Annotated in this window: 24 protein-coding genes and 1 pseudogene; 10 read left to right on the plus strand and 15 right to left on the minus strand. The window is 53.2% G+C overall.

Features of this window, described 5'->3' with window-relative positions:
- Positions 1–8: 8 nt before the first annotated feature.
- From ftsI to mgrB, 6 genes and pseudogenes are all read right to left on the minus strand, one after another.
- Positions 9–1,727 carry a peptidoglycan glycosyltransferase FtsI gene (gene ftsI, locus SP99_RS13660; protein ID WP_047958941.1) on the minus strand — a complete coding sequence of 573 codons (1,719 nt, stop codon included), beginning with the start codon at positions 1,725–1,727 and terminating at the stop codon, positions 9–11.
- A gap of 219 nt (positions 1,728–1,946) precedes the next feature.
- Entirely contained in the window at positions 1,947–2,156 is a 210-nt protein-coding gene (gene cspE / locus SP99_RS13665) for a transcription antiterminator/RNA stability regulator CspE (RefSeq protein ID WP_001062678.1), read from the minus strand.
- Between the two features lie 12 nt (positions 2,157–2,168).
- A pseudogene (locus tag SP99_RS23195) lies at positions 2,169–2,313 on the minus strand (DUF2627 domain-containing protein).
- A 525-nt stretch (positions 2,314–2,838) separates the two neighbouring features.
- The gene (locus SP99_RS13670; protein WP_047959828.1) at positions 2,839–3,828 is read right to left on the minus strand and encodes an MBL fold hydrolase; all 990 of its coding nucleotides are present in this window, start codon (positions 3,826–3,828) and stop codon (positions 2,839–2,841) included.
- Positions 3,829–3,851: 23 nt separating this feature from the next.
- On the minus strand, positions 3,852–4,142 hold the full coding sequence (locus SP99_RS13675; protein ID WP_047958942.1) for a YebO family protein: 291 nt from the start codon (positions 4,140–4,142) through the stop codon (positions 3,852–3,854).
- Between the two features lie 74 nt (positions 4,143–4,216).
- A complete protein-coding gene (gene mgrB / locus SP99_RS13680) occupies positions 4,217–4,360 on the minus strand; it encodes a PhoP/PhoQ regulatory lipoprotein MgrB (RefSeq protein ID WP_006175995.1) in 144 nt (47 codons plus the stop codon).
- A gap of 160 nt (positions 4,361–4,520) precedes the next feature.
- Between mgrB and SP99_RS13685 the strand changes: the two genes are divergently transcribed.
- Positions 4,521–4,760, plus strand: coding sequence for a YobH family protein (locus tag SP99_RS13685; RefSeq protein ID WP_025756897.1), 240 nt, complete (start codon positions 4,521–4,523; stop codon positions 4,758–4,760).
- Positions 4,761–4,827: 67 nt separating this feature from the next.
- Here the strand turns inward: SP99_RS13685 and kdgR are convergent, their stop codons facing one another.
- Complete coding sequence (gene kdgR / locus SP99_RS13690) at positions 4,828–5,619, minus strand: DNA-binding transcriptional regulator KdgR (protein WP_025756898.1); 792 nt, start codon at positions 5,617–5,619, stop codon at positions 4,828–4,830.
- Between the two features lie 178 nt (positions 5,620–5,797).
- Between kdgR and SP99_RS13695 the strand changes: the two genes are divergently transcribed.
- Positions 5,798–7,171, plus strand: coding sequence for an MFS transporter (locus SP99_RS13695; protein WP_047958943.1), 1,374 nt, complete (start codon positions 5,798–5,800; stop codon positions 7,169–7,171).
- 49 nt (positions 7,172–7,220) lie between these two features.
- Here SP99_RS13695 and htpX read toward each other — a convergent pair whose 3' ends face one another.
- The 4 genes from htpX to SP99_RS13715 form a co-directional block, all read right to left on the minus strand.
- Positions 7,221–8,102 (minus strand): protease HtpX, encoded by an 882-nt coding sequence (gene htpX / locus SP99_RS13700; protein WP_014884290.1) that lies wholly within the window; start codon positions 8,100–8,102, stop codon positions 7,221–7,223.
- A 193-nt stretch (positions 8,103–8,295) separates the two neighbouring features.
- Entirely contained in the window at positions 8,296–10,344 is a 2,049-nt protein-coding gene (gene prc, locus SP99_RS13705; protein ID WP_047958944.1) for a carboxy terminal-processing peptidase, read from the minus strand.
- A gap of 19 nt (positions 10,345–10,363) precedes the next feature.
- Positions 10,364–11,050 (minus strand): RNA chaperone ProQ, encoded by a 687-nt coding sequence (gene proQ, locus SP99_RS13710; RefSeq protein ID WP_025756901.1) that lies wholly within the window; start codon positions 11,048–11,050, stop codon positions 10,364–10,366.
- A gap of 96 nt (positions 11,051–11,146) precedes the next feature.
- Entirely contained in the window at positions 11,147–11,644 is a 498-nt protein-coding gene (locus tag SP99_RS13715) for a GAF domain-containing protein (RefSeq protein WP_008500476.1), read from the minus strand.
- Positions 11,645–11,776: 132 nt separating this feature from the next.
- Between SP99_RS13715 and yebS the strand changes: the two genes are divergently transcribed.
- The 4 genes from yebS to SP99_RS13735 all read left to right on the plus strand — a co-directional run bounded on the left by yebS (position 11,777) and on the right by SP99_RS13735 (position 17,527).
- Complete coding sequence (gene yebS / locus SP99_RS13720) at positions 11,777–13,060, plus strand: membrane integrity lipid transport subunit YebS (RefSeq protein WP_047958945.1); 1,284 nt, start codon at positions 11,777–11,779, stop codon at positions 13,058–13,060.
- The gene (locus tag SP99_RS13725) at positions 13,029–15,662 is read left to right on the plus strand and encodes a PqiB family protein (protein ID WP_047958946.1); all 2,634 of its coding nucleotides are present in this window, start codon (positions 13,029–13,031) and stop codon (positions 15,660–15,662) included. Before yebS ends, SP99_RS13725 begins: the two co-directional genes overlap by 32 nt.
- 77 nt (positions 15,663–15,739) lie before the next feature.
- Entirely contained in the window at positions 15,740–17,182 is a 1,443-nt protein-coding gene (rsmF, locus tag SP99_RS13730; protein WP_047958947.1) for a 16S rRNA (cytosine(1407)-C(5))-methyltransferase RsmF, read from the plus strand.
- Positions 17,183–17,287: 105 nt separating this feature from the next.
- Positions 17,288–17,527, plus strand: coding sequence for a YebV family protein (locus SP99_RS13735; protein WP_008500472.1), 240 nt, complete (start codon positions 17,288–17,290; stop codon positions 17,525–17,527).
- Between the two features lie 34 nt (positions 17,528–17,561).
- Here SP99_RS13735 and pphA read toward each other — a convergent pair whose 3' ends face one another.
- Positions 17,562–18,206 carry a protein-serine/threonine phosphatase gene (pphA, locus tag SP99_RS13740; protein ID WP_047958948.1) on the minus strand — a complete coding sequence of 215 codons (645 nt, stop codon included), beginning with the start codon at positions 18,204–18,206 and terminating at the stop codon, positions 17,562–17,564.
- A gap of 167 nt (positions 18,207–18,373) precedes the next feature.
- On the opposite strand from pphA, the gene SP99_RS13745 reads away from it, so the two are divergent.
- From SP99_RS13745 to SP99_RS24700, 3 genes are all read left to right on the plus strand, one after another.
- Positions 18,374–19,315, plus strand: coding sequence for a VirK/YbjX family protein (locus SP99_RS13745; protein WP_047958949.1), 942 nt, complete (start codon positions 18,374–18,376; stop codon positions 19,313–19,315).
- Between the two features lie 297 nt (positions 19,316–19,612).
- The gene (locus SP99_RS13750; protein ID WP_047958950.1) at positions 19,613–20,620 is read left to right on the plus strand and encodes an acyltransferase family protein; all 1,008 of its coding nucleotides are present in this window, start codon (positions 19,613–19,615) and stop codon (positions 20,618–20,620) included.
- Positions 20,621–20,963: 343 nt separating this feature from the next.
- A complete protein-coding gene (locus SP99_RS24700) occupies positions 20,964–21,122 on the plus strand; it encodes a hypothetical protein (protein WP_156167801.1) in 159 nt (52 codons plus the stop codon).
- 149 nt (positions 21,123–21,271) lie between these two features.
- Here the strand turns inward: SP99_RS24700 and SP99_RS13755 are convergent, their stop codons facing one another.
- The 3 genes from SP99_RS13755 to yobA are packed head-to-tail and all read right to left on the minus strand — an operon-like array spanning position 21,272 to position 22,869.
- Positions 21,272–21,610, minus strand: a complete 339-nt coding sequence (locus SP99_RS13755) for a YebY family protein (RefSeq protein ID WP_047958951.1) — start codon at positions 21,608–21,610, stop codon at positions 21,272–21,274.
- A 16-nt stretch (positions 21,611–21,626) separates the two neighbouring features.
- Complete coding sequence (copD, locus tag SP99_RS13760) at positions 21,627–22,496, minus strand: copper homeostasis membrane protein CopD (RefSeq protein WP_047958952.1); 870 nt, start codon at positions 22,494–22,496, stop codon at positions 21,627–21,629.
- A 1-nt stretch (position 22,497) separates the two neighbouring features.
- On the minus strand, positions 22,498–22,869 hold the full coding sequence (yobA, locus tag SP99_RS13765) for a CopC domain-containing protein YobA (protein ID WP_025756909.1): 372 nt from the start codon (positions 22,867–22,869) through the stop codon (positions 22,498–22,500).
- Between the two features lie 137 nt (positions 22,870–23,006).
- On the opposite strand from yobA, the gene SP99_RS13770 reads away from it, so the two are divergent.
- Positions 23,007–23,237, plus strand: coding sequence for a DNA polymerase III subunit theta (locus SP99_RS13770; RefSeq protein WP_013096102.1), 231 nt, complete (start codon positions 23,007–23,009; stop codon positions 23,235–23,237).
- Positions 23,238–23,322: the final 85 nt, after the last annotated feature.

Here is a 23,322-nt window from a genome sequence, read left to right on the forward strand (position 1 = left end):
ACGCCCGGTTAGCGCATAACGATCAGGTGATCGGAGCCCGCCGGTAAGCCGTCAGGTTTCACATTTTCCAGACGTAGCACGTTACCCATAATCTCGCTGAACACGGGAGCAGAGACGGCCCCCCCATAGTATGCCCCGTTTTGCGGGTCGTTAATCACCACCACCAGGGCAAAGCGCGGATCGCTGGCAGGAGCAACGCCCGCGGTGTAGGCGACGTATTTATCGACATATTTTCCGCTATCATCAATTTTCTTTGCCGTACCGGTTTTCACCGCTACCCTGTAATCGCGCACGGCGGCCTTCACCCCGCCGCCGCCGGGTAGCGCGACGCTCTCCATCATGTGCTCTACCTCATGCGCAATCTCTTCTGGCATAACGCGGTGGCCCATAACGGGGGGATCAATACGGGTAATGGAAAGAGGACGCTCAAGCCCGAAGCCACCAATGGTGGCGTAGACGTGCGCCAGCTGCAGCGGCGTGACCATCAGCCCGTAGCCGAAAGCAAAGGTCGCGCGGTCGAGCTGGCTCCAGTATTTACGCTGCGGCAACAGTCCCGCGCTCTCCCCCGTCAGGCCAAGCTCGGTTGGGGTGCCAAAACCAAAGTTTCGGTAGGTGTCGAGAAGATGCTGGACCGGCATTGCCAGGGAGAGGCGGGACACGCCTGTGTCGCTCGATTTTTGCAGAATGCCTGTCATGGTCAGTTCGGGATAATAACCGACGTCGCGGATACGATGCCCGTCAAGGGTGTACGGGTGCGTGTCAATCACACTGTCCGGCTTGACCAGCCCCTGCTGCAGGGCGGTCATCAGCACCAGCGGTTTGACGGTCGAACCAGGTTCGAACGTATCGCTGATTGCGCGATTACGGAAATCGTTTATTGTCGCCCCTTCCCGATTATTGGGATTGAAATCCGGATAGCTGGCCATGGCGAGTATTTCCCCGGTGGGGATATTAATTAACACGGAGGCGCCCGACTCGGCCTTATTCCAGGCCACGGCGTTATCGAGTGCATCTTCGGTGATAGTTTGCAGCCGCTCGTCAATACTCAACTGGATGTTATGCGCCGGTACGGGGGCAACTTCGGTCAGGTTTTCAACCACGCGACCATAACGGTCCTCCCTCACCTGCCGCACCCCCGCCTTGCCCGTCAGTTGCGTATTGAAGCTCTTCTCTACGCCTTCAATGCCCTGCCCGTCGATATTGGTGAAACCAATCAGGTTCGCAGCCACATGGCCAGCCGGATAAAAACGGCGGGACTCATCGCGTAAATTGATGCCGGGCAAATTCAGTTTGTCGATCCACTTTGCCTGCGCGGGATCCACCTGGCGGGCAAGGTAAATGAAACGCCCCTGGGGATTGGCGTTGATGCGAGCCGAGAGGGTATCCAGCGAGAGATGTAGCGCGTTCGCTAACGCCTGCCAGCGTTCATCAACGCCGACGCCTCCTTTTGCCAGCACCGTTTTGGGATCGGCCCAGACGGCCCTGACGGGCACACTCACCGCCAGCGGGCGACCTTCACGATCCATTATCATGCCGCGCGGCGCATCAATCGCCAGCTGACGGAGGGAGCGCATATCTTCCTGCTTCACCAGATTGTCAGGCTTGACGATTTGCAGCCAGGCAACGCGGCCCAACAGAAACGCCAGACTACAAAAAATCGCCAGACAGAGCAGAGCAAAACGCGCCGGGGTGAAATTTCCGGCGGCCGTTATCAATTTCTTTTTCACCTGTACCCCAGGGCTGTAAAACAACGCCCTGATTTAACGGGAAAAGCCGGTAAGAAGGTGGCAAAACAGTGCTACGAACCTCGCAGCTTTGCAACAAGTTACTAACAAGGCCGCAGATCGTAATATTTTGAAAGATAAGGGACATAAAAAAGCCCCGCGTGATGCGAGGCTTTATATCTGAGATTGAAACGCGGCGCGTTTCAGTCAGCAGCGGTTCGATCAGATAGCAGTTACGTTAACTGCAGCAGGGCCTTTCTGGCCATCCTGAATTTCGAACTCAACGTTCTGGCCTTCAGCCAGAGTTTTGAAGCCGTTACCCTGGATTGCAGAGAAGTGTACGAACACGTCTTTGCTGCCGTCAGCAGGAGTAATGAAACCAAAACCTTTAGACTCGTTGAACCACTTAACTTGACCTTTAATCTTTGCCATTTGCAAAATTCCTTAGAGTGTTTTCTTAGCCCGCAGGCATTAACTGAGATAAAACTGAGACATTACTGCATGAGGCACTAATATAAGGTTCGGCAGAGAAGCGGTATTCAACGACAACGTGTTTACTCAGGACTTCTTTACTGAAAATGCCACACATAAACAGAACTGTACCTCGTTTGACCCAAAACGTGTTATCACACACAATGTTTAATATGGCAAGCCATTTTTAAACATGTCTCGATCCGCCGCACAAATTCGAACAGTGCCTGCCAGGTTCTGCACAATTATGCGCATCGCGAACAGACAGCCCTGCTACGTTACAAAGCCCCAGCGCCGCTCTCACAGTCGCTGTTATCTAAGACATTTTTAACATAGCTCAATCATTCCAAAGCGTCCAGCGAACGGGAAAAGAAATCTTACGCAATGATTGAGTTAGAACAAATTGTGAAAAGTTATGCTTAAATCATTGTAACGCGACAAAATTGTTTCAGGGAAAAAACCGTGTTAATAATCTGCCCGCTGCTGTATTAAAATGCACCAGGTTATAAACAGTGTTATGCACCAAAATAATGAAATTTTTATGACGCTGCATCAAAAGAAGGCAAGCAAAACGTTTCGATAAAAATAAAACAATCTCACGCACCCGTTTATACAGAATATATGCTCAAACCTGTCGCTTCGTTTATAAGGATAAATATTCACCAATTTTCAATATTCTGAAGGAATGGTTAACTGGTGCTAAATTATCCAGCACAGTAATTAACTCCTGCACGGGTTCATCCAGCGCTTCATCCGCCAGTTCAAACACGCCCCAATGAATGGGAAACGCCAGTGGAGACCCCAGCTGCTGCCATAACGCCACTGCCGATTGCGGATCCATATGATGGACAGCCATGAACCATCTTGGGGCATAGGCACCAATCGGTAATGCGGCCACATCAACCGGCCCCAGACGTTCCGGTATCAACAGCAGTTCAGGAGAATACCCGGTGTCACCGCTGAACCAGAAACGGTGGTGCCGTCCTTCCATGACCCAGCCGCACCATAACGAGCGATTGCGGTTCCACGGCGTGCGCATACTCCAGTGCTGCGCCGGTACAGCGGTAAGCGTCATTCCCTGCCAGGTGAAACTTTGCCACCAGTCGAGTTCAACCACCTGTTTTGCTCCCCGACGGCGAAACCAGGCAGCCAGGCCAAGAGGAACAAAGAGCTGCACATTGGGAAAACGCCTGAGAATACGGCGAATGGTCGCGTCATCAAGATGATCGTAGTGATTATGGGAGATGATGACCGCATCAAGTTGCTGAAGTTTGTCGACAGACAGTGCGGGAGGCGTCCTGCGCTGTGGTCCGAGAAAAGGAAGCGGAGAAGCACGCCGTGAAAATACCGGGTCGGTCAGGAGGATATTGCCGTCCATCTGCAGCAACACGCTCGCATGCCCCAGCCACCATACGCCATCTTCATGCGGTTGCGTCAGCACAGCGGGTTGCCACCACTGGCGAATAAAATTGTCATAGCCCAGTGCGGGCGGTTTCGGTAAACCGGCCTCTTTACGCGCTTTACGCCAGCGGTCCAGGTCGCCGGGTTGATGTCCAGCAGGATGGGTATTACGAAAACCGTTTGGGGTGTGATGGTTCAGGGAGGGGTCATACCAGGGATTTTTCCAGACCACGGCCACCTCCCAACGCAAAAAGATTAACGCTCAGCCACCAGGCGGATAAAGTCGTCTTCGTCTTTCTTGTCTTCAGCAACCGCGTCTTTCGGCGCGTCTTTCTCTTCCGGTTCGTTCGCTTCACACAAACGGCGAAGCAACGCATTCTGACGCTTTTGCTGATCGAGCAGCGCTTCCAGCAGTTCGATCTGCTCGTTCGTACGCGAACTGGCGCGGTTCACGAAAAACCAAACAACCAGGCCCACAAGCAGCACCACCAAAGACATCATCAGGGATGCCATATTCAGCAGCCCTGAATTCAGTAACTCACCCATTTCACCACCTCAATAAAAACGTCTATTTTACCACTGGCGCGAAGGAAGGAAATCACCTTGAGAAAAAATGCGTATTACCACGGAATAAACTTATTGATTGCGCAAACGCCGCTAAAAAACTGTACATCCTGATCGCACATCACATTGATAGTCTGCGTCCATAACACCACGCACGCTATCAGCACGATAATCAGAATCACCCAGCGTATTTTTTTCACTCCACACTCCGTTTAAAGACCTGATGCCACCAGGTTAACACGCTTATCTTAAACAAGGACTAACTGTACCGCCATCACCCCTTTTTAAGAATTCTGCACTTGTTTCAGAGCGTAAACCGTTTAGGCTGAATGTATGATAACAACGATAAAAGAGGTAATGATGCGATTAATCATTCGAACAATTATTGCACTGGCCGTCGTCTGGACGGGTCTTCTGTTAACGGGTTATGGCGTGCTCGCGGGAAGCAACGAAAATGCAGCCGGACTCGGCATTCAATGTAAATACTTAACCGCGCAAGGACTGAGCACGGCGCAATATCTGCATACTGACAGCGGGATTATTGGTTTAACCAACTGCCCTGTGCTGCGTAAAACGTCCGTTGTCATTGATAATGGCTAATCCCTCTCCTTTGCCTCAGACACAAAAACGCCGCAACAGATGCGGCGTTTTTTTATGCTAACAACAATTAAAACGGGTAGTCGTGATAACCCATCTGTTCAGAAATTTTACGCGCGGCCGTGTGCAGAATCGCCACGTACTCGTGCAAACGCTCTTCGGAGAAGCGGAGGGTCGGGAAAGAGATACTCAGGCCCGCAATCACCACACCAAAGCGGTCAAACACCGGCACGCCGATGCAACGCAGCCCTTCTTCCTGTTCTTCGTTATCCTCGCCATACCCCTGCTCACGCACCTGATCGAGCACCGTTAACAGTGCATCCGTATTGGTTATGGTTCGTTCAGTGCTGCGTTTGTACTCCACGCCCTCGAGGATCTGCTTCACCTCATCGCGATCGCGCCACGCCAGCAGAACTTTACCGATAGCGGTACTGTAAAGCGGGTTGCGACGTCCAATGCGTGAATACATACGCAGGTTATACATTGAGTCGATTTTATGGATGTAAACAATGCTGTCTTCATCCAGCGCGCCGAGATGGATGGTCTCTTTGGTCAGACGCGAGATTTCACGCATCTGAATATCAGCGCTGCGGATCAGGTCAACATTTTGCAATGCACGGGCGCCCAGCTCGAACAGTTTCAGCGTCAGAGAGTATTTTTCAGACTCGCCTTCCTGGGCAACGTACCCCAGTGACTTCATGGTTTGCAAAAAGCGATAAACGGTGCTTTTCGACATCATCACACGCTGCGACAACTCTGTAATACCAATCTCACGCTCTTCCCCGAGCGCCTGTAAGATGCCAAACACCTTCAGCACGGAAGAAACAGAATCTGGCTGTTTATCCAAATCCGCAATAGCCATTTACCACCTCATAGAGAGTGTTTTATAAAAATCAGAACCGGTTTTTATTATAAGTTCCCGTCATGTCACCTGCAATCAGTCCCCGTTTACTTCGTTACAAATCTGCGACATATCGCGCCAGTAACAGTGCTAAAATAGTTACCCTGAGAATAATTTCACGCTGAGTTTTTTACTCCTGATGGAAAAGAATCTTTCCGATGGTCTGCCTTTACCCCAGCGCTATGGCGCGATAGCAACCATCATTATTGGTATCTCAATGGCCGTCCTTGACGGCGCCATTGCAAACGTTGCCCTGCCAACCATCGCCAGCGACCTGCATGCCTCCCCGGCCAGTTCGATATGGATTGTTAACGCCTACCAGATTGCGATTGTGGTTTCGCTGCTTTCGTTCTCATTCCTCGGCGATATGTTCGGTTACCGTCGGGTGTATCAGTGCGGTCTGGTGGTTTTCACTCTCACCTCATTGTTATGCGCCCTGTCGGATTCACTGCATACCCTGACGCTGGCGCGCATTGCGCAAGGTTTTGGCGGCGCGGCGCTCATGAGCGTCAACACGGCGCTGATCCGCTTAATTTATCCGCAGCGCCATCTGGGCCGCGGGATGGGGATAAACTCGTTTATTGTCGCCGTATCTTCCGCTGCCGGGCCAACCATCGCGGCGGCGATCCTGTCCGTTGCGTCCTGGCAATGGCTGTTTGCCATAAACGTGCCTTTGGGAATGGTGGCCATCTTCTTTGCCCTGCGTTTTCTTCCCGCGAACGGCCCGAAAAGCACCATGCCGCGCTTCGACGTGGCGAGCGCGGTGATGAATGCCCTCACCTTTGGTCTGCTGATCACCGCCCTGAGCGGTTTTGCGCAGGGGCAATCGTTGATGCTTACCGGGGTGGAACTCCTCGCGCTGCTGGTGACAGGCTTCTTCTTTGTTCGCCGCCAGCTTGCTCTGCCGGTGCCTTTACTGCCGGTTGATCTGCTGCGGATCCCCCTCTTTTCACTCTCCATTTGCACCTCCGTCTGTTCGTTCTGCGCGCAGATGCTGGCCCTGGTTTCGCTGCCGTTCTTCCTGCAGAGTGTGGTCGGACGTTCAGAAGTAGAGACCGGGCTGCTGTTAACCCCGTGGCCACTGGCAACAATGGTGATGGCCCCGCTGGCGGGCTATCTGATCGAACGCGTTCACGCCGGTTTGTTGGGTGCGCTGGGGCTGGCGGTGATGGCGACGGGGCTATTCGCGCTGGCACTGCTGCCGTCGTCGCCTTCAGACCTGGATATCATCTGGCGCATGGTGCTGTGCGGAGCGGGGTTTGGCCTGTTCCAGTCTCCTAATAACCACACCATTATTACTTCGGCGCCGCGTCATCGCAGCGGTGGGGCCAGCGGTATGCTGGGGACCGCGCGTCTGTTGGGACAAAGCACCGGTGCAGCGCTGGTCGCCCTGATGTTTAACCTCGCTGGCCAGAACGGCAACCATGTTGCACTTCTCACCGCCGGTGTACTTGCCACCCTTGCGGCTATCGTCAGCGGCCTGCGGGTGACCCAGCCCAGGGTTCAGGCATAAAAAAAGCCGGGCGGAGTGGTCTCCTGCCCGGCTCTGTACGCTGCTTTACTTACTTCAGGTATTCCCCACTGCGCAGCGCTTCAATACGCTTATCCAGCGGCGGGTGAGACATAAACAGCTCGCTCAGCGATTTTGATTTACCGTTGATGCAGAAGGCCATCATGCTGTTCGCTTCCTGAGGCTCGTAGCTGGTTTTCAGACGCTGCAGGGCAGCAATCATCTTCTCACGACCAACCAGCTTCGCAGAGCCAGCATCCGCGTGGAATTCACGGTGACGTGAGAACCACATGGTGATGATGCTGGCCAGAATACCGAATACCAGTTCCAGCACCATTGAGACGGCAAAGTAGATCAGCGGGTTACCGTTGCTCTCTTCGCCTTCGTCGCGGTTCCCACCCATAAAACCTGCCGCAATCTGCGCCAGAATACGGGAGATAAAGATAACGAAGGTGTTCACCACGCCCTGAATCAGGGTCATGGTCACCATGTCGCCGTTGGCAATATGGCTGATCTCGTGGGCAATAACCGCTTCGGCTTCGTCACGGCTCATGTTCTGCAGCAGACCGGTGCTCACGGCAACCAGTGACGCATCACGACGGGCACCCGTGGCGAAAGCGTTAATATCCGGAGCATGGTAAATGGCGACCTGTGGCATGGCGATCCCGGCCTGACGGGATTGCTGCGCCACCGTATTCATCAGCCACTGTTCCATATCGTTACGCGGTTGCTCAATGACCTCACCGCCTACCGATTTTAGTGCCATCCACTTCGACATCAGCAGGGAAATGAAAGAGCCACCAAAACCAAACAGCAGCGCCATAATCAACAGACCCTGAACGCTGCTCGACTGAATTCCTGTCAGGCTTAGCACGAGCCCGAAAACCACCATCACCGCCAGGTTGGTGAGCAGGAAGAGCGCGATTCGCATCATAATTTTCTTTTTACCTCAGTTTAACAAAACGCACTATGCGATTACCCACATCGTATGGGTATTGCGGCTATTTTCAAGCATCCGGCGGGCGTAAGTCACCAGAAAGACACAACTTTACACAATTGGAAAGCTGGCTGACGGAAGGATGCAGAACAAAAAGAAACAGGCACAATGTCTTGTGCCTGTTGGGAGATTATTTTGCCGGAGCGGGCTGCTCGGCAGGCTTTTCTTTTTCCAGATTCGCCAGGTCAAGTGCGATATGCACCGTCTCGTCCAGATACGGATCCGGCTCCTGGTAATCTTTAGGCAGATCGTCCAGTTTCTTGAGCAACGGCTTGCCTTCGCGTTTGAAGCGGTCGTTGATACGCGCCAGACGGGTTGCGTCATCCTCGTTGTTCTCTTTCTCACGCTGAGCGTAGTTCAGAGAAACAATATTCCGTTTATCTTTCATGGCATTGAAGCGAGCAATGTCCTTCATGATGTACTGGAACTCAGGATCTTTCGCGATGCGTTCGTTATGGTCTTTCAGCAATTCCGGACCAAACTGGGTCATATCACCGGCTTTGACATAGGTCGCGGCATTGATGCTGTCCCACGGCAAGGCGTTATCTTCAAACTTCTCGCCGGTTTCCGTCTCTTCCGTGCCTGTCGGCATGATGATGTCTGGCGTCACGCCTTTACGCTGCGTACTGCCGCCATTCACACGGTAGAATTTCTGAATGGTGTACTGAACCGACCCCAGCGCTGGCCATTCCGGACGCAGCATCTGATCGTAAATACGGTTCAGGGAACGGTACTGCTGAACGGTCCCTTTACCGAATGTCGGTTCGCCCACAATCAGCGCACGGCCATAATCCTGCATGGCAGCGGCAAAGATCTCAGACGCGGACGCACTGAAGCGGTCAACCAGGACCACCAGCGGGCCTTTGTAGTAAACCACGCCGTCGTTGTCGGCATCTTCACGGACTTTACCGTTATTATCGCGGACCTGAACCACCGGACCAGAAGGAATGAACAGTCCAGAGAGTGAAACCGCTTCCGTCAGCGCACCGCCGCCGTTACTGCGCAGGTCGATAATTACGCTGCTGACGTTCTGCTTTTCAAGCTTCTGCAGCTGCACTTTCACATCGTCGGTCAGCCCCACATAGAAGCCCGGAATATCCAGGACTCCCACCTTCTCTTTACCCACGGTTTTCACCGACATTTTCACCGCGCGGTCTTCCAGACGGATACGCTCGCGGGTCAGGGTAACGATACGGGTTTTGGTGCCTTTTCCGGCTGGCAGAATTTCCAGACGAACCTTGCTGCCTTTCGGGCCTTTGATCAGCGCAACCACGTCATCAAGACGCCAGCCGATCACATCAACCATGTTCTGGCCGGTTTGACCCACACCGACAATACGATCGCCGACGCTGATCGCTTTACTCTTGGATGCCGGACCACCTGCGACCATCGAATTGATCACCGTGTAATCATCATCCATCTGCAGCACCGCGCCGATACCTTCCAGAGACAGGCTCATTTCAGTATTGAACTGTTCGGTGTTGCGTGGAGAGAGATAGTTGGTGTGCGGATCGATTTCGTGCGCAAAGGCCGTCATGGCCAGCGAGAAGACGTCCTCACTGTTGGTCTGCGCCAGACGACGAATGGCAAATTTGTAACGGCGCGTCAGCGTGTCACGGATCTCTTTTTCATCTTTGCCCGTGAGCTTAAGGCTCAGTTCGTCGTATTTCACTTTACTGTCCCACAGCGCATTCAGCTCGGCTTCATCTTTCGGCCAGGGCGCTTTACTGCGGTCCAGATTAAAGGTGTCGTTGCCGGTGAAGTCCATCGGACGTTCCAGCACTTTTAGCGCATACTGATAGCGTTCGAAGCGGCGCTTTTGCGACAGGTTGTAAAGATCGTAGAACAGATCCAGCTTGCCTGAACGCAACTCATCACCCACCTCGGATTTGCGCTTAGCGAACTGCTCGACATCACTGGCGAGCAAAACGTTATGGCTGTAATCCAGCAAGTTCAGATAGCGGTCAAAGATTTTGGCCGAGAAGGCCTGATCGAGATCGAACTGACGATAGTGCGAACGGGTAAAACGTGAGGTCACGCGCTCGCTCACCGTCGCGTGCTGCGTCTCTTCCTTGAGTACCGGAATTTGATCAACACGGGTGATATCGTCCACTGCAAAAGCATGACCTGTTATGGCAAACAGGCCCGCCAGCGCGGTGAGCTTAAAAAAAGTGTTCATGCCAGGCTTGGCCTCCGTTTCAGAACAACAAGTGTTCTGCGCGTACAATCATTGACATACCAGAAGTCAGCTGTACACGAACGCCATCTTTGGTGATTTCCAGTACGGTGGCGTCCATAGCATTGTTACCCGCTTTTACCTTCAGAGCCTGACCTACGCTCAGAGCGTTAATGTCAGAAACTGGAGTGTGGCGCGGCTCTTCACGAGGGGCGCGCGGGGCTTTAGCTGCTGGTTTGTCAGCACGCGGTTTGCGATCGTTGTTGTCGTTGCGACGTGGCGCAGGACGAGGTTTACGCTCGCGACGAGGCGCGTCTTCCTGACCATTAGCCGCTGCGGCTTCACGTTTTTTCGCTTGCTGTTCAGCACGTTGTGCCTGAACGCGTGCTTTGGCTTCTTCCAGCTGTTTACGCGCGTGCTCTACGTGCTGCTCGTCCAGCTCACCACAAGGATTGCCGTCGAGATCCACACGGGTCGCGCCCGGTTTGATACCGTACAGGTAACGCCAGCTCGAAGTATAAAGACGTAAGGCGGAACGCAGCTGAGTTTTGCTGAGGTTCATTTCCCCCTCAACGCGCGCTACCAGATCCTGAAAAATACCGACTTTCAGGGGACGAGCTTCGCCTTCAGCGCTGAAGCACTGTGGGAAACGCTCGGCCAGAAATGCGATAACTTCTTTACTGCTATTCAACTTAGGTTGATTTTCCATGAAATTTCCTGATTACAACGGACGTTGCCAACAAGCGCAGGCATGAACAGGCGTCATTATAATGACGCTATCCGTAAATGCTACGTTATCCGTTGATTATCCTGCGACGCTCGCAAAGAATTTTTGATAATCGGTTGCTGCGAGTACGTTTTCCAGATTCGCCACCAGCTCGCGCAGCCCCTGTTCGTCCTCGGTTGTAAAGCGACTGAAGACCGTACTGTCGATGTCCAGAACGCCAATAATCTGATTTTTTACCACCAGCGGCAGAACGATTTCAGAATTACTGGCGGCATCACAGGCAATGTGACCGTCAAACGCATGCACATCTTCCACACGCTGTACCTGATTCTCAGCCACCGCGGTACCGCAGACACCACGACCAACTGGAATGCGCACGCAGGCCAGTTTGCCCTGGAACGGACCAAGCACCAGCGTTTCCCCTTCCAGGAGGTAAAAGCCAGCCCAGTTCACGTCGGAGAGACGTTCAAACAGCAATGCGCTAGTATTTGCCAGAGTGGCTAAGAAGCTGGTCTCACCCGCCATCAATGCCTTAAAATCGCGGTTCAGATCCGCGTAGAATTCTGTTTTGTTCATTATTCAATCACTTAGTTGTCTTACAAAATTACCGCATAGCCTATTAAAATAAGCATTAAATGCGCTCATGCTCAAGATGAATCCGTTCATGAGTTATTATAACTTTCAACAATACTTATTTGTGCGCAGCTGATGGCCTTAAAAACAACCAAAATTACGCCGAAAAAAAAGATAACTGTCCATACGGTAAGCCAGGCTTTGCCCCGTGCACATTATCAGCGTTGCCCTCAGTGCGATACGCTTTTTATGTTGCCGAAGATGAAATCGCACCAAAGTGCCTTTTGTCCCCGCTGCGACGCCAAAATCCGTGACGGCCGCGACTGGTCGTTAACCCGCCTCGCCGCCATGGCGGTCACCATGCTGTTGCTGATGCCGTTTGCCTGGAGCGAGCCGCTGCTCAAACTTTACCTGCTCGGCGTGCGTATCGACGCCAACGTGCTGCAGGGGATCTGGCAGATGACGCGTCAGGGCGATCCACTGACCGCGGCCATGGTGCTGTTCTGCACCGTTGGCGCACCGCTGGTGCTGGTCGCCGCCATTGCTTATCTCTGGTTTGGCAACATTCTGGGCATGAACCTGCGTCCGGTGCTGCTGATGCTGGAAAAGCTGAAAGAGTGGGTGATGCTGGATATCTACCTGGTGGGCGTGGGCGTGGCGTCAATAAAGGTACAGGACTATGCGTTTCTGCAGCCGGGCGTCGGGCTGTTTGCCTTCATTTGTCTGGTCTTGCTCAGTATCCTGACGCTGATCCACCTGAATGTGGAGCAGCTCTGGGAGCGCTTTTACCCTCAGCGCCCCGCGACCCGCCCCGATGAGAGTCTTCGGGTTTGTCTGGGCTGCCACTATACCGGATTTCCCGACGCGCGCGGCCGCTGCCCACGGTGCCACATCCCGTTGCGGCTGCGGCGCAACAACAGTCTGCAGAAATGTTGGGCCGCGCTGATTGCCTCTCTGATCTTCCTGATCCCGGCCAATATGCTGCCCATCTCCATCATCTATGTGAATGGCGGACGTCAGGAAGATACCATCCTCTCGGGGATCATCTCACTTGCACACAGCAACGTCGGCGTGGCGGCAATTGTCTTTATCGCCAGTATTCTGGTGCCGTTTACGAAAGTGATCGTGATGTTTACCCTGCTCATCAGTATTCATTTTAAATGTGAGCAAGGTTTGCGCACCCGTATTCTGCTTCTGCGATTCGTGACCTGGATTGGCCGCTGGTCAATGTTGGATCTGTTTGTGATTTCGCTGATGATGTCGCTCATCAATCGCGACCAGCTACTTGCTTTTACAATGGGACCCGCGGCTTTTTATTTCGGCTCTGCGGTGATATTGACTATTCTTGCTGTGGAATGGCTGGATAGCCGCTTACTTTGGGATGCACATGAGTCAGGAAACCCCCGCTTCGCCGACTGAAGCGAGAATTAAAACTAAACGCCGCATTTCGCCATTCTGGTTGCTGCCTGTCATCGCGCTGATGATTGCAGGCTGGCTTATCTGGACGAGCTATGAAGATCGCGGAAGCACTGTGACCATCGATTTCCAGACCGCTGACGGCATCGTTGCCGGGCGAACCCCTGTTCGCTTCCAGGGGGTTGAAGTCGGTACGGTTCAGGACATCTCCCTTGGAAAAGGGCTGAACAAGATCCAGGTGCGGGTCAGTATCAAATCTGACATGCAGGATGCCCTGCGCAGCGAAACGCAGTTCTGGCTGGTGACGCCGAAAGCCTCGCTGGCCGGTGTCTCCGGGCTGGATGCGCTGGTGGGCGGTAACTATATCGGCATGATGCCGGGAAAAGGTGAGCCCCAGGATCACTTTGTTGCGCTGGATACCCAGCCCAAATACCGTCTCAATAACGGCGATTTGATGATCCATCTGCAGGCGCCGGATCTCGGTTCGCTGAACAGTGGCTCCCTGGTCTATTTCCGTAAAATCCCGGTTGGCCGCGTGTACGACTACGCGATTAACCCGAATAAACAGGGCGTCACCATTGATGTGCTGATCGAACGTCGCTTCACCAACCTGGTAAAAAAAGGCAGCCGCTTCTGGAACGTCTCCGGCGTGGATGCTGACCTCAGCCTGAGCGGTGCGAAGGTGAAGCTGGAAAGTCTGGCGGCACTGGTGAATGGCGCCATTGCCTTTGATTCCCCGGAAAACTCAAGCCCGGCTACCGCCGACGACACGTTCGGGTTGTACGCTGACCTGGCGCACAGCCAGCGCGGGGTGATTGTTAAACTGGCCCTGCCCGATGCGAAAGGGCTAAAAGCCGGCTCAACACCGTTGATGTATCAGGGGCTGCAGGTGGGTCAGCTCACCAAAATGACCCTCAACCCGGGCGGCTCGGTCACCGGCGAGATGACGGTCGATCCGAGCGTGGTCGATCTCCTGCGCGAGAAGACACGTATCGAAATGCGCAGTCCGAAGCTCTCCCTGAACGACGCCAACATCAGCACCCTGCTCACCGGCAATACGTTTGAGCTGATCCCCGGTGAAGGTCAACCCAGCAACAGCTTCGTCGTTGCCCCGGCGGATAAAGCCCTGCTGCAAAAACCGGGGGTGATAACGCTCACGCTCAATGCCCCGGAAAGTTACGGTATAGAAGCCGGTCAGCCGTTGATTTTGCATGGCGTGCAGGTGGGTCAGGTGCTGGAGCGTACGCTCTCAGCGAGTGGCGTGAGCTTCTCGGTCGCCATCGATCCGCAATACAGCGACCTGGTGCACGGCGACAGTAAATTCGTGGTGAACAGCCGCGTCGACGTCAAGGTAGGTCTGGACGGTGTGGAGTTCCTCGGTGCCAGCGCCAGCGAATGGGTTAACGGCGGCATCCGCATTTTGCCGGGCGATAAAGGCCCCGTGCGCGACAGCTACCCGCTATATGCGAATCTCGAAAAAGCGATTGAGAACAGCCTGAGCGATCTGCCTACCACCACGCTGACATTAAGCGCCGAGACGCTGCCAGACGTACAGGCAGGTTCCGTTGTGCTCTACCGCAAGTTTGAAGTCGGGGAAGTGATCACCGTTCGCCCACGTGCGGACGCGTTTGATATCGAGCTGCATATCAAGCCCGAGTACCGCAAGCTGCTGACGCCAAACAGCGTCTTCTGGGCCGAAGGTGGCGCGAAAGTTCAGCTCAACGGTAACGGGCTGACCGTGCAGGCTTCCCCGCTCTCACGCGCGCTGCGCGGCGCGATTAGTTTCGATAATCTCAGCGGTGCGGGTGCCAATCTGCGTAAAGGCGATAAGCGTATTCTCTTCCCGTCGGAAACCGCCGCGCGTGCCGTGGGGGGGCAAATTACCCTGCACGCATTTGATGCCGGTAAGCTGGCGGAAGGCATGCCAATCCGCTATCTGGGCATTGATATCGGGCAGATCCAGAAGCTGACGCTGATCACCTCGCGCAACGAGGTGCAGGCCACCGCCGTACTGTATCCGGAATATGTGCAGACCTTTGCGCGCACGGGTTCGCGCTTCTCGGTGGTCACGCCGCAGATTTCGGCCGCGGGCGTGGAACATCTCGACACCATCCTGCAGCCGTATATCAACGTTGAGCCCGGCCAGGGCAATGCGCGTCGTGATTTTGAACTGCAGGAAGCCACAATCACTGACTCGCGCTACCTGGGGGGTCTGAGCATTGTGGTGGAAGTGCCGGAAGCCGGATCGCTGAGCATCGGTACGCCGGTCCTGTTCCGCGGCATTGAAGTGGGGACGGTTACGGGTCTGACGCTCGGTACACTCTCCGACCGCGTGATGGTGGCGTTACGCATCAGCGAACGTTACCAGCACCTTGTCCGCAATAACTCGGTATTCTGGCTGGCATCCGGCTATTCACTGGACTTCGGCCTGACAGGAGGGGTGGTGAAAACCGGCACCTTCAATCAGTTCATCCGCGGTGGTATTGCCTTTGCCACGCCGCCGGGAACGCCGCTGGCGCCGAAAGCGCAGCCGGGTAAACACTTCCTGCTGCTTGAAAGTGAACCAAAAGAGTGGCGTGAGTGGGGAACGGCCCTGCCGCGTTAATCTGAAAGGCTCCGGTGTCAACGCGCCGGAGCCTTTATGTTACACTGCGCACCTGAACTTTTCCCTGTGGTGTGCCCGTGGCTCAAAACTCCGTATTTCTTCCTGAACAATTCCTGGCGCAGATGCGCGAGGCGCTTCCCTCTCATCTCTCCTTAGACGACTTTATTGCCGCCTGCCAGCGTCCGCTGCGCCGCAGTATCCGCGTCAACACGCTGAAAATCAGCGTCGATGATTTTCTGACGCTGGTCGCGCCCTACCGCTGGCAGCTTACGCCAGTCCCGTGGTGTGCTGAGGGGTTCTGGATCGAACGCGATGATGAAGATGACGTGCCGCTGGGCAGTACCGCTGAACATCTGAGCGGTCTGTTCTATATTCAGGAAGCCAGTTCGATGCTGCCGGTTGCCGCCCTGTTCGCGGATGGCAATGCGCCTGAACGCGTAATGGATGTTGCCGCGGCTCCTGGCTCGAAAACCACGCAAATTGCAGCCCGTATGGGCAATCAGGGGGCGATCCTCGCCAACGAGTTTTCCGCCAGCCGGGTGAAAGTATTGCATGCCAACATCAGCCGCTGCGGTATTCATAATGTTGCCCTCACCCACTTCGACGGACGCGTCTTTGGCGCCGCCTTACCGGAAGCTTTCGATGCCATTCTGCTGGACGCCCCCTGCTCCGGCGAAGGGGTGGTGCGTAAAGATCCCGATGCGTTAAAGAACTGGTCGGTGGAAAGCAACCTTGAGATCGCCGCCACACAGCGCGAGCTGATCGACAGCGCCTTTCACGCCCTGCGCCCGGGTGGCACGCTGGTTTACTCCACCTGCACCCTCAACCGCGATGAAAACGAAGACGTCTGTCTGTGGCTGAAAGCGCAATACCCGGATGCGGTCGACTTTTTGCCGCTGAACGATCTGTTTGCCTCAGCCGGTGAAGCGGTCACCCCCGAAGGTTTTCTTCACGTCTTCCCGCAGATTTACGACTGTGAAGGGTTCTTTGTGGCGCGTCTGCGTAAAACGCAGGCGGTGGCTCCCCTCCCTGCACCTAAATTCAAGGTTGGTACTTTCCCGTTTGCGCCTCTTAAAGGTCGCGATGCCGCGCAGCTTATCGCGGCCGCCAGCCAGGTTGGGCTGGTCTGGGATGAAAGTCTGCACCTCTGGCAGCGTGATAAAGAAGTTTGGCTTTTCCCGGCGAATATCGAACCGCTGATTGGTAAAGTGCGTTTTTCGCGCATCGGGATCCGCCTGGCGGAAGTGCATAACAAAGGCTATCGCTGGCAGCACGAGGCCGTCATCGCACTTGCCGGGTGCGAGAATACTTTTGCCCTCACGCATCAGGAAGCCGAAGAGTGGTACCGCGGTCGCGATGTCTACCCGGCGAGCACCCCGGCAGGCGATGAAGCAATCGTGACGTATCAGGGGTACCCGCTGGGACTGGCAAAAAAGGTTGGCTCCAGACTAAAAAACAGTTATCCGCGCGAACTGGTCCGCGATGGTCGTCTGTTTACCGGTAACGATCGCACCGACTAAAAAAAGCGCACTTTTTTACTGGCGATTTTGCTCTCCTTGTCTACGATAAAAAATGGGTGACCGTACTGGTCATACCAGATTTTGACAACCGACCCGGAGAGCACTATGACGAAAACCAGCGTGCGTATTGGCGCTTTCGAGATCGACGACGCAGAACTGCGCGGCGAAGCACAAGGCGATCGAACGTTAAGTATTCCCTGCAAATCCGACCCGGATTTGTGCATGCAGCTTGATGCGTGGGATGCCGACACCAGCGTCCCGGCAATACTTGATGGCGAACATTCTGTCCTTTACCGTGAGCATTACGATAGCAAAACCGATGCCTGGGTCATGCGCCTTGCCTGACCTAAAGAGAACCCGCCCGAAGGCGGGTTATTTATTACTGCAGTTGCGCCAGCGTAAAGTAACCGTCAAAAACGGCCCCCGTATCAATGTAGTGAAGATTATTAAAATCATACCGTCTGTCGACGGGCGTATGGCCGAACCAGAAATGATCCGCGCCGCTGATACCCTGCCCTTTGCCCACCATAAAGCCCATCAGCCGATCGCGGTCCCATAAAACGCGCTGGACGCTGACCGGTTTTTGCCAGCGGTATTCCGCTGCCGGATAATCGGCATGGGCAATAACATTCAGGCCGTTAGCACAGGTTATCTCAATAATGTGCGGTAAATCGCGGCAGGCATCGAGTAACGACAGCGCGAGCTGTTGCTGGTCGCGTTCAAGTTGCGCAAACCACATTCCGCCATTCATCGTCCAGAGAGAAAAATCGTTATTATCCAGACTGTCGAGAGCCATTTGCTCGTGGTTGCCACGCACGGCACGAAACCATTTTTCATTGATAAGCTGTAATGATTTAACACTGTCTGGACCACGATCGATCAGATCGCCAACAGAAATCAGTAAATCCTCATACGGGTTAAAATGACGGCATTTGAGCTCGTCTAAAAGCCGCTGATAACAACCGTGAATATCGCTAACAACCCAGACGTGACGCCACATCCGCCCCTCTATTCGCTGGTACATAAGGCCCTCCTGTTAACAGTATAGCCGCAGCAGAAATGACCGAAGATCGCCAGGGCTCTCGCAAAACCAAACAAACGCTAAACCAAACGGAAATAAAGGTCCGCGCACTATTAATCCCTTTTTACTGGCTCTTTAGAATAAGGGGAGATAAAAACGAGGGCCTTCACGTGTCTAATACAGAACTGCATAACGATGTTTTCTATCCACATCGCACACATATTATTTCTGCGCTGGTGAAAGGCAAACGGACTCCTGGGCCAATCTGGCAGAAACGCGAATATCGCCTCAAGTTCCTTCTGCGTTCGCTTCTGTTCTGGTCCTCCACCCATCGCATGCTGGAAAGCCTTGCAGGTCGCGACGATTTCGACAGACTGCTGGCCTCTCAGGTGACCTTACCGAGCAAGACCCATCGGCAGTACCTGATGCGCGGCCTGACGGCGAACGATCGCGCTGACGCTATCATTCACCACTATCACTGGATTGATAGCCTGAAAGAGAAGGGCCTGGCCCAGGCGCTGACCAGCCCGCATGAGCAAGTGATTGTCCAGTTCAGGGCCAAAAACGACGCGATCTATACCGTCAATGCCTCTTGTGCCGGAAAAGCCGAGCGCGAAGGCGAAAGCACGCTGTGGCTGCGCGATAGCGAGAATACGCTACTTGCCAGCCTCACCTTCAGCGTTGCGCGCAGCAATGGCCAGCGGGTCATCGTGATAGGTGGACTTCAGGGCCCCCGCCGCAACGTCTCGCGGGATGTCATTAAGCAGGCCACCCGCGCCTGCCACGGTCTGTTCCCAAAACGGCTGCTGATGGAGGTGATTTTCCAGCTGGCGGCACAATCATCAGTGCGGGCAATTTTTGCCGTCAGCGATGAAGGACACGTTTTCCGCGCCTTGCGCTATCGTCTCAGTAAAGGCCGCCACTTCCACGCCAGCTATGATGAGTTCTGGGGATCGCTGGACGGTAAAAAACTGTCCGCCTTCTGCTGGCAACTCCCCCTGCAGATGGAGCGCAAATCCCTCGAGGACATTGCCAGTAAAAAGCGTGCCGAATACCGCCGTCGCTTTGAACTGCTTGATGAAATTGAGGCGTCCGTTAAATCGCGCTTTTAAGCCCGGCATTGCCATTTACTGACAACACACTTCCAGCTTAAACACAGCAAGCGGGCTTCCGCATGCTGTGTTTAAGCTGGAAGTATGCTTTGTATGAAGAATTACACGCAAGCCCGCCGACTCTGTTACGACTTAGCAACAAAAGCGGCGAGTAAGTACGCTGTGCGTAGAATGTAAAACTTAAAAACAATCGCTGTGCTCACCTACTAAGCTCTTCATTAAGGTAGTCGATCAACTGACCATCTAATGCTAAACTTCTGAGCTTTTTTTATAAAATATTACTTTTAACAGGTGCTTATGGAGCTAAGAAATTTACAGGTGATTAGAGCTATCGCCGCAATGATGGTTGTGCTAAATCACTTTTGGGGGCCCGTTTTTGGGTGGGTATTTAAGGGCATCGGAGGAATGGGTGTTGATATTTTCTTTGTGCTTTCAGGTTTTCTTATGGTGTACACTCAGAACGATAGCAAGGGACCGTTGCGGTTTTTCTGCGATCGAGTAAAAAGGATTTACCCGCTTTACATAATAGTGTCCATCCCCCTCATTCTTGCGAACATTCCTGTTGCACAGCATTACAACTTTGTAGCCAATTTCCTACTGCTTCCAGAAATAAATGATTTCCGCGCTCGCATGGCTAATGCACCAACATGGACTCTTGTTTATGAAATGATATTTTATGTAATGTTCTCATTTACATTAACTTTTAGCAGAAGTAAAAACTTCGCGGCTATGTTTGTTTCCACTTTAATTATTGCTTCAATAACAACCAGTGGTTCATTGGGAATCAATGATGACCGACGAGGGTGGGTAAATCTTGGGTTTATCCTTCAGGATCCATTGATGTTAAATTTTGCTGCGGGGTGCCTTTATGCTCTTATCTATCCTAAACTGAGGGCATTAATCTCTATCAAGACACCTTTGTTTTATATAACAACATTCGCACTTCTTTACATAGGTCTTTTCTCGTTATCTGGTAACCCAAGAATAATATCATTTGGTTTACCAGCATTTGTCATTATAATCATTGCGACACTCTCAGTCAGTGGCAAAGGTATTATTAGCAACTTCATGCATACGTTAGGAGATGCGTCTTACAGTATATATGTCTCTCATATCTATTTTGCTCATCTTATGAATGATGTAGTAATAAAGAATAACAATGATAAAAATATATCTATTGCGATGTCATTCTTGCTTATTACCATATCTATTATTGTTGGGGTTTTCATACATTATAAAGTAGAAAAACCGATTATTAGGCGCCTAAAACAATATTCAAAAAGCAGAATTCAACAGCCAGCATAAAAGTATAAGTAGGCACGATAGGAGCCAGGCAGGAAAAAAATAGGCTGCTAATTGCCGCTACCGCTGGGTGTGCAACGAGGCATCGCGGGTGATGTAGGCCGGGTTCGTTAACATCCGATGGAATTAACACGGGGCTTGTAGAGACTGGAGATTCGACCATGCCAAAGTTAAGCTCTTGTGTGCCCCGAAAGATGCGATCAGAAGACAGCCGAACAGACGCTATGAAAACGGCCTGTCGATGAGTTTTCGAAGCGATTTCTCAGCCACAAAAATTTAACAAAAATCCAAAAAAACCCTGGACGCACGCGGTCCTGGGTATGTTATGGTTTAGACAGGATATGGGATGTTCGAGCAATTTTCGGAGGGATTTAGTGTTAAGACAGAAAAACCCTTTGAAAAACAAATAGATAAAAAGAGACCGAATACGATTCCTGTATTCGGTCCAGGGAAATGGCTCTTGGGAGAGAGCCGTGCGCTAAAAGTTGGCATTAATGCAGGCTAAGTCGCCTTGCCTTTTAAGAATAGATGACGACGCCAGGTTTTCCAGTCAACAGTTAAAGCGGCTGGAAAAAAAGCGTCAGAGCATCATTAAACGAAAAAAACCGCAGTGCTTTCGCAAGCATCTGCGGTTTTTTATTGGAAACCTGAACGTTAGCAGAGCTTATCCGCGCGCTCAATAAACGGTGCCAGGCTCATCTTCTGCCCCGGGTGGGAAGGATCGTCAATCTGGATCACGCTGATGGGCTGCCCGCTGCTCTTCCCGCTGGCCACCTGCTGCTCGGCGGTATCATTCAGCGGGTATTGCACCAGCGTACTCGGGTTGATGGCATACAGCGCATGGCCCGGACGGCAGGTCAGCATCACCTCTTCGCGATTAAACGCCCATTTGTCCTTACCCACTTCGAAACGGCTGACGGTGATAACCTGTGGTGCAGCAAGCGCGCTCCCCGCGCAGGCCAGCAATACAAGAGAAAGTACTGTCTTTTTCATATGATATTTAACCTTGTCAGAAGGGTTCCCAGGTGGCGAACAGGCTTACCGTTGCCAGTACCAGCGCCCCCAGCACCACTTCTGCCTGTGTCATCCTGATAAAAATCTGTTGTGCCCGTCCGGTTTCCGGACGGAACCGTGGCACCAGAAAATACCGATTTGCCAGCGCAATTACCACCATCAACGCCACCAGCGCACATTTGAACAACAATAACTGTACATAACCAGCCTCCCAGGGAATCTGGAGGCCGAGTATCATTAGCGCGTTAACCACCCCGGTGAGCAGCACGCCGGCGACGGCGTAATGGCCCACGCGTGAGAAGCGCATCATGGTGTAGATGGCGGCAGTGTGCCAGCGCCCTTTGGCCAGACGCATGCAGAACAGCAGCGGCAGCAATCCCCCCAGCCAGGTGGCGGCACAGATCAGGTGAACAGCATGATTAAGACGCTGTAAAGCCCCCATCGCCCCCTCCAGCATCGCCGCGTGTCCTACCCCGGCTAGCAGGATAAGCTGCCCCATTGCCAGCAGCAGCAGTCGCGACCCTTTCAGTGGCGCGAGCCATGCGGCACCGACCGCGATCGCCGCGAGAATAATCTGCCACAGCCAGACGCTACCAAACTGCGTACCCAACACGCTTTGCCAGACCTGCGGGGCAAACACATCTCCCCAGCCGCTTCCCATCAATCCGCCCTGAAGCATAAACATGAGAAGTGCGGCCGCCAGGCTGATTAGGGAGGCCACTTTCTGCTGCGCCTGAAAACGCCGTGACATCAGACGCTGGAGAGAAGAAGGTGCAAACCAGACGCTGTAAAGCGCATTGCCAAAAACCAGCATCAGCGCCCCAAAGTGGATAAAGCGCAACCCGATGTAAATCAGCGACAGCATACTATTTCACGCTAAAGTGATAGCTGCCTTTGGTTTTATGGCCATCAACCGAGACCACATGCCAGTCGACCTGGTAAGTCCCTGGCGTCAGCGGTTGTTCCAGCGGTACGGTAAGCTGAGTTTTATTCTTTTCGTCTCGCGTAGCGGTACCGGCCCTGATGACCTGTTTTTGCGCATCCGTTACCACTACACCGCTAAAACCGGGTTCGATACCTTCCGAAAAATTCAGCGTCAGGCTCTGCGGTGCGCTCACCTGGCTGTCTGCCGCCGGGATAGTCTGTTGAAGATGCGCATGCGCAAGCACCGAGGGAGAAATCACTGTAGAGGCGAGAAAAACCAGTGCGCATGCCGCGCGGGAAGCGGAGAAACCCATCGCAATCATTCCTTTTCGTTATGTCTGTATGCTAAAGAATAACGCTGTATAATAAACGAGTCGAGGATCATCCCGCCTCCGCTTGTCATCGTCGCGCAATCGCGGTAACGTTGCCGCCGCATAATAAGGAGAAGGTAATGAAGATCAATCTGGCCGCCCTTCCTCAGGACGAGATGGATAAAGTGAATGTCGATCTCGCTGCCGCTGGCGTCGCTTTCAAAGAGCGTTACAACATGCCCATCGTGGCGGAAGTTGTTGAACGTGAACAACCTGCCCATCTGCGGGACTGGTTCCGTGAAAGATTAATCGCCCACCGTCTCGCCTCGGTCAATCTCTCCCGTTTGCCGTACGAGCCTAAAGTTAAATAAGCTTAACGACTCGTTACACTTCCTTACGCTGAATCTGGCAGGATAAGAAAACCCTGATTAAATTAGGTGTATTCTTAAATCCCTG

The organism is Enterobacter sp. BIDMC92 (genome assembly GCF_001030225.1).
In the GTDB taxonomy this organism is placed as follows: Bacteria; Pseudomonadota; Gammaproteobacteria; order Enterobacterales; family Enterobacteriaceae; genus Enterobacter; species Enterobacter sichuanensis.

Excerpts from the sequence above, each read along its gene's own strand:
- cspE (WP_001062678.1), bottom strand. The coding sequence starts at position 2,156 with ATGGCAAAGATTAAAGGTCAAGTTAAGTGGTTCAACGAGTCTAAAGGT.
- SP99_RS13675 (WP_047958942.1), bottom strand. The coding sequence starts at position 4,142 with ATGGGTGAGTTACTGAATTCAGGGCTGCTGAATATGGCATCCCTGATG.
- SP99_RS13685 (WP_025756897.1), top strand. The coding sequence starts at position 4,521 with ATGCGATTAATCATTCGAACAATTATTGCACTGGCCGTCGTCTGGACG.
- kdgR (WP_025756898.1), bottom strand. The coding sequence starts at position 5,619 with ATGGCTATTGCGGATTTGGATAAACAGCCAGATTCTGTTTCTTCCGTG.
- SP99_RS13695 (WP_047958943.1), top strand. The coding sequence starts at position 5,798 with ATGGAAAAGAATCTTTCCGATGGTCTGCCTTTACCCCAGCGCTATGGC.
- htpX (WP_014884290.1), bottom strand. The coding sequence starts at position 8,102 with ATGATGCGAATCGCGCTCTTCCTGCTCACCAACCTGGCGGTGATGGTG.
- prc (WP_047958944.1), bottom strand. The coding sequence starts at position 10,344 with ATGAACACTTTTTTTAAGCTCACCGCGCTGGCGGGCCTGTTTGCCATA.
- proQ (WP_025756901.1), bottom strand. The coding sequence starts at position 11,050 with ATGGAAAATCAACCTAAGTTGAATAGCAGTAAAGAAGTTATCGCATTT.
- SP99_RS13715 (WP_008500476.1), bottom strand. The coding sequence starts at position 11,644 with ATGAACAAAACAGAATTCTACGCGGATCTGAACCGCGATTTTAAGGCA.
- yebS (WP_047958945.1), top strand. The coding sequence starts at position 11,777 with ATGGCCTTAAAAACAACCAAAATTACGCCGAAAAAAAAGATAACTGTC.
- SP99_RS13725 (WP_047958946.1), top strand. The coding sequence starts at position 13,029 with ATGAGTCAGGAAACCCCCGCTTCGCCGACTGAAGCGAGAATTAAAACT.
- SP99_RS13735 (WP_008500472.1), top strand. The coding sequence starts at position 17,288 with ATGACGAAAACCAGCGTGCGTATTGGCGCTTTCGAGATCGACGACGCA.
- pphA (WP_047958948.1), bottom strand. The coding sequence starts at position 18,206 with ATGTACCAGCGAATAGAGGGGCGGATGTGGCGTCACGTCTGGGTTGTT.
- SP99_RS13750 (WP_047958950.1), top strand. The coding sequence starts at position 19,613 with ATGGAGCTAAGAAATTTACAGGTGATTAGAGCTATCGCCGCAATGATG.
- SP99_RS24700 (WP_156167801.1), top strand. The coding sequence starts at position 20,964 with ATGTTCGAGCAATTTTCGGAGGGATTTAGTGTTAAGACAGAAAAACCC.
- SP99_RS13755 (WP_047958951.1), bottom strand. The coding sequence starts at position 21,610 with ATGAAAAAGACAGTACTTTCTCTTGTATTGCTGGCCTGCGCGGGGAGC.
- copD (WP_047958952.1), bottom strand. The coding sequence starts at position 22,496 with ATGCTGTCGCTGATTTACATCGGGTTGCGCTTTATCCACTTTGGGGCG.
- yobA (WP_025756909.1), bottom strand. The coding sequence starts at position 22,869 with ATGGGTTTCTCCGCTTCCCGCGCGGCATGCGCACTGGTTTTTCTCGCC.
- SP99_RS13770 (WP_013096102.1), top strand. The coding sequence starts at position 23,007 with ATGAAGATCAATCTGGCCGCCCTTCCTCAGGACGAGATGGATAAAGTG.